We start from the raw sequence: 8,146 nt of genomic DNA on the forward strand, positions 1-8,146 counted from the left end.
GGGGGTGAAAAATGAAACGCGCGACACCATCATGCAACTCCATCGCCTTGCTGCGCAGGTCATGCCTGCCCTGTGCGATGCTCCTTACCCTGACTACCGCCAACGCCGTGCCACTGGATGATTTCGGCCCGCCACCACCGACGGACCCCTCGGCATTCAGCAATCCCCCGGCCGACCTCGATGCCGCGGCGGCTGCCTTACGGGCCATGCCACCCGTCAACCAGGGCTCCATCGCCTTGCCCAATGGCGTGTTTGGCACCCGCACCACGCCGACGACCGACAACGTGCTGCCGCCAGCCCTGCAGACCTCCTTCAAAATCCCCACCAATGGCAAGCCCAGCCCATTGTTCGGGGCCCAGCCGTACACCCAGCAGCTGCTGCTGTTCGAAGAATTCGGCACGGAAAAACTCGACCCGACACTGCCGGCACCGCCCCTGACCTTCCCGGTTCCGATCGTCGGCCCGGCGCCCACCCAGGACCCGAACAACATCGCCCGCAGCGGCCCTTCGCCCTCGGCGCTGGAAGCCTTCATGCGCCAGCCGGGGCTGTTCCCGTTTCCGTCGCAGTTTTCCAACGTGCTGGACCGCAACCCATGGAAAACGCAGGTCGAAGCCTTCCTCAACCGCCATCCGGTCGGCTCGCCGGCCGAAGGTCGTCCACCAGGAAAAGGCTGGTCGCACCAGCGCTGGAACGAGTTTTTCCCACAGGTCGGCTTCAAGACCGTGCAAGCGGGCGCCCAGCTCAACAGCGGCATGCGCGACCGCCGACAGTTGCACAACTATGCCGTCGGTGAGTTCGGACCTGGCGGACTCTACAACCAGACCTCGGACACCCCGACCATAGCGGGCACCACCAAAGGCATAAATACGCGTTTTCACCCCAACATGCCGATTCAGAACCACAAGGCGCTCTGGACCTTCGACGGCACCTTTCCGCCGAAACTGTTGATGGTGCGGTACGGTCAACCGGTGCTGATGCGCCACTACAACGCCCTGCCGATCGACCCGTCGGCCAACATGGGGTTTGGTCTGCACACCCTCACCACCCACGAACACAACGGTCACTCCCCGGCCGAAAGCGACGGCTTTTCCGGTGCGTTTTTCTTTCCGGGGCAGTACTACGACTATCGCTGGCCGATCCAGCTGGCCGGTTACGACACCATCAACACCAGCGCCCAGGATCCGCGCGCGGCGTTCCCCTGCGCCCCGGGCGAAACCCTGTTCGTCAACGATGCCACGCCGGGCCTGAAAACCTGCAACAACGGCAGCATCAAGATCCGTGGCGACTGGCGCGAAACCATGAGCACCCACTGGTTCCATGACCACATGGTCGATTTCACCGCGCAGAACGTCTACAAGGGCAACGCGGTGATGATGAATTACTACAGCGCCCTGGATCGCGGTAACGAAGCTTTCGAAGACGGCGTCAACCTGCGCCTGCCCAGCGGTTCGGCGCTGCCTTGGGGCAACCGCGACTATGACGTCAACCTGCTGGTGGCCGACAAGGCCTGGGATGCAAACGGCCAATTGTGGTTCAACCCGTTCAACACCGACGGTTTCCTCGGCGATCAGGTCCTGGTCAACTGGCAGTACCAGCCGCGCCTGAATGTGCGGGCGCGCAGCTATCGTTTCCGCATCCTCAACGGCTCGGTGTCGCGCTACTTCAGGATCGCGCTGGTGCGTGAAATCGCCGGCACCGGGGGTGAATTCCCCGGCCCGGCAGGTTCCGGCCTGTCTTATAGCCGCGTGCCATTCCACTTGATCGCCAACGACGGCAACCTCATGGAACACGCCGTGCCGTTCGATGGCAGCATGGACCTGGAAGGTGACGGCAACCCGCAGAACCACAACGCCATCCTGCCCACCATGGGCATCGCCGAGCGTTACGACATCATCGTCAACTTCGCGAAAAACGGGATCAACACCGGCGACAAGCTGTACTTCGTCAACCTGATGGAGCACCACGACGGCAAGGGGCCGGAGGCTACACTGCTGAGCCTGGCCGATGTCCTGTCCGGCAGGTACAAGGCGGTGCTCAAGCTGGGCAGCAAAGGGCTGGAATGGGACGGCGGCGACCCGGCGGTGGGCAAGTTCCTGCAGTTGGTGGTCAAGCCGTATGCCGGCCAGGACGTGAGCATGAACCCTGCCGACTACGAGCCCGCCAAGCCGGGCAAACCGGCCGGCAAGAGCATGATCCCGCTGACCCTCAACCGCGATGATCCGGCGGTGCAGGCCAAGCTCAAGGTGGCGCGGCATCGCGAGTTCATCTTCGGTCGCTCCGACGGCACCGACGAAGCCCCCTGGACGATCAAGACCGACGGCGGTGAGTTCGGCTTCCCCATGGACCCTCGAATCATCAGCGCCGCTCCGCAACTGGCCAACGGCCCGACCCCTGCCGGGTTCTCCGGCGACGGCACCCTGGAAGTGTGGAAGATCAAGACCGGCGGCAACGGCTGGAACCACCCGGTGCACGTGCACTTCGAAGAAGGCATCGTCCTCAACCGCGACGGCAAGGCACCACCGGAATGGGAAAAATGGGCGCGCAAGGACGTCTATCGCATCGGCGAAGGCATCGACAGTTCAGTGGATGTGGAAATGGCGATCCACTTCCGCGAATTCGCCGGGACCTACATGGAGCACTGCCACAATACCCAGCACGAGGACACGTCCATGTTGCTGCGCTGGGATGTCGAGCACCCCGGCCAGTTCCAGTTGATGCCTGCGCCCCTGCCCGGCTGGGACGGCGTCACCTACGTCAATTCCTCCGCGCTGCCGACCTTCCGCACTGGCGATACCCGTGCCAATAACGAGGGCAATAACCAAAAACCGATCGCCAACCCCGACAGCGCCATCAGCAACACCGGCCAACCGGTGATCATCAACGTCCTAGCCAATGACAGCGACCCTGACGGTAACGTGCCACTGAAAGTGGTAGGGCTGGAGCAACCGGACTCCGGCAAGGGCGTGGTCAGCACCGATGGTACGCGCGTGACCTACACACCACCGGCCACGGTCCCCGCGCCGTTCACCGCGACCTTTACCTATAAGGCCGCCGATGCCAAGGGTGCGGAGTCGGCACCAGCGACGGTGTCCGTGGCGGTCTCGGCAGCGGTCAACGAGAGCCTGATCGTCACCAGCGCTACCGTCACCGCCCGCAGCAACAGCCGCTGGTATTGGGTCCTGTCCGGCACCACCTCCCGTGGCACGGGCAACACCATCACGGCGACTGCCACGACCACCACCGGTACGGTGAACCTTGGCGCCGCCGTCCTGACGCCTACGGCGACAGGTGCGCGCTGGAACATAGCAGTGACGACCGCCGGCAGTGGCCCGTCGCCTGGCGCGACGGCAACCATCAAATCGGCCTTCGGCAAAACCGTGACAGTGCCGATAAAAGCGAACTAGAGCCGATTGATCGACGCCCGGTCCATGCAATGTGGATCGGGCGTTTTTCCATGTACAGCTCCCCGCTCACAACACCTTCCCCAAGTGCCGAACGACCCTGTCCACAGTCAATTAGCTAAACTTCATCAGTAAACCACCTCGCGAATCCCTGAAAAATCAGGAGGCGAATCATGAGCAAACAACCTCAACCCCAAAGCCGCTCCAACCCCCAACCCAGATCCCGTCCGGTTGTGCCAAGCCTGCCCGGCAAAACCGGAAACAAGTCCGGTGGCTTGCGCGGCAACTATCCGCCGAAGAAGTCGTAATTGCCTCGGGTGTACGACAGGCATTGCAACGAAGTCTGTCGTACACCCCGTCACTTCAGCATTACTTGCCTCTATATCGGACATTGTTTTCCACGAGCGACGTCGTACCCGCCCGGAATGATGGCCAAGGGCTACGCTCTCCACGGCGTCACAAATACAGCACAACCATACTGTCAGCAGATTCGCCCCCTGACCCTGAAAACGCCTGCTCCTTCAACACACCCAAGCTTTCGCGATGTCCCGTGTTGCCATAAACCCTGCTTTTTTCTGGCTCATTTACATGGAGTAAGCGTACATGCCCTTCCCCCCTCGTTTCCTCGACCACTACCGCAAAGCCGACCGCATCATGCTTGGCCTGATCTGGCTGATGTTCGCTTTCGCTATCGGCCTGGCGTTCTGGCACGACACGTTCAAGCAGGCGCTGCTGGTGGGCGGCGGTACCAGTGTGTTGTTGACCGTGCTGTATCGCGCCATCGGCGGTTCGCGGTTGATGCGCTGTTTGCTGAGCGTTGGCTTGATGGTGATGGCGGCGTTGCATATCAATCAGGCCGAGGGGGTCATTGAGTCGCACTTCGGGATTTTTGCGTTGCTGGCGGTGTTGACGTTTTATCGGGACTGGCTGCCGATCCTGGTGGCGGCGGTGACGATTGCGCTGCATCACGTGGTGTTTCATGTGCTGCAGCATCAGGGTTTCCCAGTGTTTGTGATGGCCCATCACGGTGGCTGGACGATGGTGTTCGTTCACGCTTTTTATGTGGTGATGGAGACGGTCGCGCTACTCTATCTTGCGGTGCACAGCCAGGCTGACGCGGTGGAGAGCCAGGACATGCTGGACAAGATGCTCGCCACCACGTCCCAGTTCACCACCGGTGCCGGCCAGGGTGACAAGGCGCGGGTGCATGTGTCGCTGGCGCAGCGCTTCGATCAGTTCCTGGGGCAGATCACCGCCTTGGTGGACGGCGTGGTGCGTGACTCTCAGGGTTTAGGTCAGTTGGGCCAGGAGTTGGCAAAGGCCAGTAACACGCTGGAGAAAGGCGCCAGGCATCAGTTGACGGAAATCGCGCAGATGACCGGCTCGATGCAGCGAATGGGCGATGCGATGGAGCACATCGTGGTGCATGTCGAACATGCCGTTGAACATGCCGGCCAAGCCAGTGCGCAAGTCACTCGCGGGCAGGAAAGCGTGAACCGTGCGCGGCAGGAAATCACTCAACTGGCCTCGCGCCTGGAAGGCACCAACCAGACCGTGCAGGTGCTGGCCGGGCAGGCGCAGCAGATCGGTACGGTGCTGGAGGTGATCAGCAGCATTGCCGAGCAGACCAATTTGCTGGCGCTCAACGCGGCGATTGAAGCGGCGCGCGCCGGCGAGCAAGGCCGGGGTTTTGCGGTGGTGGCCGATGAAGTGCGCAGCCTGGCGCAGCGCACGGCAGTGTCCACCAAGGAAATCCGGACCATCATCGAGGCCTTGCAGCAAGGCAGCCGCAAAGCCGTGGAGGCCATGCAGGACAGTCGCGAAGGTGTGGAGCGCTGTGTGGAGGACAGTCAGTTGGCGGCGGCGATGTTGCAGGCTGTCGGCAGCGACATCTCGCACATCGATGAGCTCAATGGGCGGATTGTCACGACGACCCGCGAACAGTCCTCGGCGAGTTTCGAGATTGTCGGACGCTTGCAATCGGTGCAGAGCATCGCGCAGAACACAGCGGATGATGTCGAGACCCTGGCGCTGAGCAGTCGGCGTTTACCGCCGATTGCAACTCGGCTGGATGCGTTGGGGCGCACGTTTCATCAATGATGGGCGGCCAAAAATGACTGGCCATGAGACTGCCGTTGGTCAGCGAATTTGATCAAAAAATGAACGAACGCGGATTTCCCTGTTCAGAATACGCAACAGGTGACGCGGGCTCTGCTCCTCACCTGCCCCAGAAGTGGAAGCTGAACCTCATAGGCACTCAGTGCGAATGAGGTTTTTTGTTACCTGCAAATTTAGCTGATCGAATGATTGGAAGTTCATTCGAGAGGCTTGCTTTTATCCTGGCTGCGTAATACAGCGGGTTAATTTATGTAAATGGCTGAATCTTGATAACAGTCAGAAACAGCAAACTTCAATCAAGTCGCACTGGGCGTCATGTTGATTGACTATTTGAACAAAGAGGCACCATTGAACTTGGCGTGCTTTCTTCGTCGGCCGCGGATTATCGGCCTTAGCAAATAAATTTCGCTGTTAGCTTTTAATTAAATATCACTTGAGGATACCCAAATGAAATCCATGAAAGTTCTCTTCGTAGTCGCCGCTCTGACCGCCTCTTCTCTGGCGATGGCCACAGGTGGCGGTGACAAGACCTTCGCACGCATGGAGTCGGCCCGGAAAGTCTCGATGGAAGCCTTCCAGGTTGCACAGAAACAGCAGGCTGAACCCGCTGTAGCTGAAAGCAAGGCCAAGGCCGCAGATCGCGCCAAAGGCTGATCTGCTGGCGTTGAGCAGTCGTCGATTGGCGCCAGTTGCCACGCAACCGGATGCGCTGGGGCGTACGCTTGATCGATAATCGGGCCGTGGTTTGCATGAACAATCTTTCATCATGTAGATCACGGCCTTGCTTCACTTGTTGCAGCAACCACGCTTCAATCCGAAGCAACGGTTTATTCGCAACCTACTGACAATCCCATCACATTTCGCCCGATAGCCTTGCTACTCCAGCGTCGCCACGGCGAGCGCAACATGCGAAACAGTGATGAAAAATTCTTTAGTTCGGTTTCTAAAAAGTGACCAGGGTGCGCTGATCCTTCTGCTTGGCGTATCGGCATTTCTATTGCTGTTCGGGTTGGGCGCAAGGGAGCTTTGGGGCGCGGAAACGCGCTGGGCGAACATTGCGTTGCAGATGCTGCAAACCGGCGATTATTTCGACCCTTACCTCAAGGGCATGCCCTACTACGACAAGCCGCTGCCGTCCTATTGGTTGATTACGGCCACGGCCCATTTGATGGGTGGCCTCGGGCACTGGTCGCTGCGCCTGCCCTCGGTTCTGGCGGCCTGGCTGAGTGTGTGGCTGATCTATCTGATCGGTGAACGGCTCTATGGCAAAGGTACCGGTTTGATTGCCGGGTGGTTTCTGGCGACGACGTTCTTTTTCGTGTTCTGGGCCCGGGTCGCCACAGCGGACGTGCTGACGGTTTGCGGTGTGTTGGCGGCAGTCTGGTGGTATTGCCGCGGCCCGGACGACACGCGGCTGAGTCGGTACTGCGTGTTTTTCCTGATGCTGGCGCTGACCTCACTGTTCAAGGGCTTGATCGGGTTCATCCTGCCGGGGCTGATGCTGTTGCCGCATCTGCTCAGTGAGAGCCGCTGGAAAAACCATCTCAATCCACGCCTGTTTCTGGCGATGCTGGTGGGCGGCGTGGTCTACATGCTGCCGTTCATGTTGTCGCACCGCTATGGCATGCCGACTTTTGGGCCGAGCGGGCTGGGCCTGGTGTTTCAGGAGAACGTGGTTCGGTTCTTCAAGCCATTCGACAACATCGGCCCGATCTATACCTATCTGCTGTATCTGCCGGTCTACACCCTGCCCTGGACACCCTGCTGGATGCTTGGCCTGTGGGTGGCCGTGCGCGGCTGGAAGCACACCGAACCCAACGTTCGCTGGCTGATCTGGGGCCTGGGGTTGCTGTTCCTGTTCTTCACCGCAAGTGGCAGCCGGCGCAGCTATTACGTATTGCCGCTGGTGCCGTTTGCCCAGTTGCTGGCGGCCTGGTGGGTCACCCGGCGCATGGCGGCGCGTCAGGCTGCCGGTAAAGTCAGCGGGCCGGGTTGGACGAAGGGTATTGCCGGGGCGGCAGGTCTTTTGTTTTTGATTCTGGGCGTTGTCTATCCGTGGACCAACGGCGGCGCCGGCGGTGTCATGCAATTCACCCGGGATGTGCGTGCCGAAGCCATCAAGACGGCGCCGTGGAACGAATGGCGCATGGTGCTGGTGGATGTCGACAACAAGCTGCCCATGTACCTGCAAAATCATGGCGCTCCGTTCTATTACGTGCTCCCGGATTCGGACATTCCCCAAACAGGCGACAGTGCTGCACTGATGGCGTGGCTGGAAAGGAAAAGTGGCGAGACCTGGAATCCCGAGCGCACGATCATCGTCGAGCAGTACAAGGACATCCGTCAATTGCCTCTGGACTATCTGACGGCCGACCATCAGTTGATCACCACCAAACCCAACAACGGCGCACGGCTGTTTCATGCGCATGAGAATGGCAGTGCGGCGTTTATTCCCAGTGGGAAAACGGCGGCTAACCCCGTGCCCGGACCAGTTGCAGCGCAAGCCTCGGTTCAATAGATGTATTGAGGTGATCAATCAACGAAACAGGGCGCTACGCCTTCCTTGTAGCAGCTGGCGTAGCCTGCGTCCGGCTGCGCAGCAGTCGTAAATCCGGCTTGCACGATCT

The 8,146-nt window shown here is 60.1% G+C and carries 5 protein-coding genes; all 5 read left to right on the forward strand.

Annotated elements, in window-relative coordinates; genetic code table 11:
- The first annotated feature begins 77 nt into the window (after positions 1–77).
- The gene (locus AC07W4_RS17945; RefSeq protein ID WP_495033366.1) at positions 78–3,404 is read left to right on the forward strand and encodes an Ig-like domain-containing protein; all 3,327 of its coding nucleotides are present in this window, start codon (positions 78–80) and stop codon (positions 3,402–3,404) included.
- A 170-nt stretch (positions 3,405–3,574) separates the two neighbouring features.
- On the forward strand, positions 3,575–3,709 hold the full coding sequence (locus AC07W4_RS17950; RefSeq protein WP_008047147.1) for a hypothetical protein: 135 nt from the start codon (positions 3,575–3,577) through the stop codon (positions 3,707–3,709).
- A gap of 295 nt (positions 3,710–4,004) precedes the next feature.
- Complete coding sequence (locus AC07W4_RS17955) at positions 4,005–5,501, forward strand: methyl-accepting chemotaxis protein (RefSeq protein WP_495033364.1); 1,497 nt, start codon at positions 4,005–4,007, stop codon at positions 5,499–5,501.
- A gap of 465 nt (positions 5,502–5,966) precedes the next feature.
- Positions 5,967–6,173 carry a co-regulatory protein PtrA N-terminal domain-containing protein gene (locus AC07W4_RS17960; RefSeq protein ID WP_008047144.1) on the forward strand — a complete coding sequence of 69 codons (207 nt, stop codon included), beginning with the start codon at positions 5,967–5,969 and terminating at the stop codon, positions 6,171–6,173.
- Positions 6,174–6,438: 265 nt separating this feature from the next.
- The gene (locus tag AC07W4_RS17965; RefSeq protein WP_495033365.1) at positions 6,439–8,037 is read left to right on the forward strand and encodes an ArnT family glycosyltransferase; all 1,599 of its coding nucleotides are present in this window, start codon (positions 6,439–6,441) and stop codon (positions 8,035–8,037) included.
- The last annotated feature ends 109 nt before the right edge of the window (positions 8,038–8,146 follow it).

This window comes from Pseudomonas sp. GW821-FHT02A08 (assembly GCF_059422045.1).

Coding starts and splice junctions, on each gene's coding strand:
- AC07W4_RS17950 (WP_008047147.1), top strand. CDS start 3,575: ATGAGCAAACAACCTCAACCCCAAAGCCGCTCCAACCCCCAACCCAGA.
- AC07W4_RS17955 (WP_495033364.1), top strand. CDS start 4,005: ATGCCCTTCCCCCCTCGTTTCCTCGACCACTACCGCAAAGCCGACCGC.
- AC07W4_RS17945 (WP_495033366.1), top strand. CDS start 78: ATGCTCCTTACCCTGACTACCGCCAACGCCGTGCCACTGGATGATTTC.
- AC07W4_RS17960 (WP_008047144.1), top strand. CDS start 5,967: ATGAAATCCATGAAAGTTCTCTTCGTAGTCGCCGCTCTGACCGCCTCT.
- AC07W4_RS17965 (WP_495033365.1), top strand. CDS start 6,439: ATGAAAAATTCTTTAGTTCGGTTTCTAAAAAGTGACCAGGGTGCGCTG.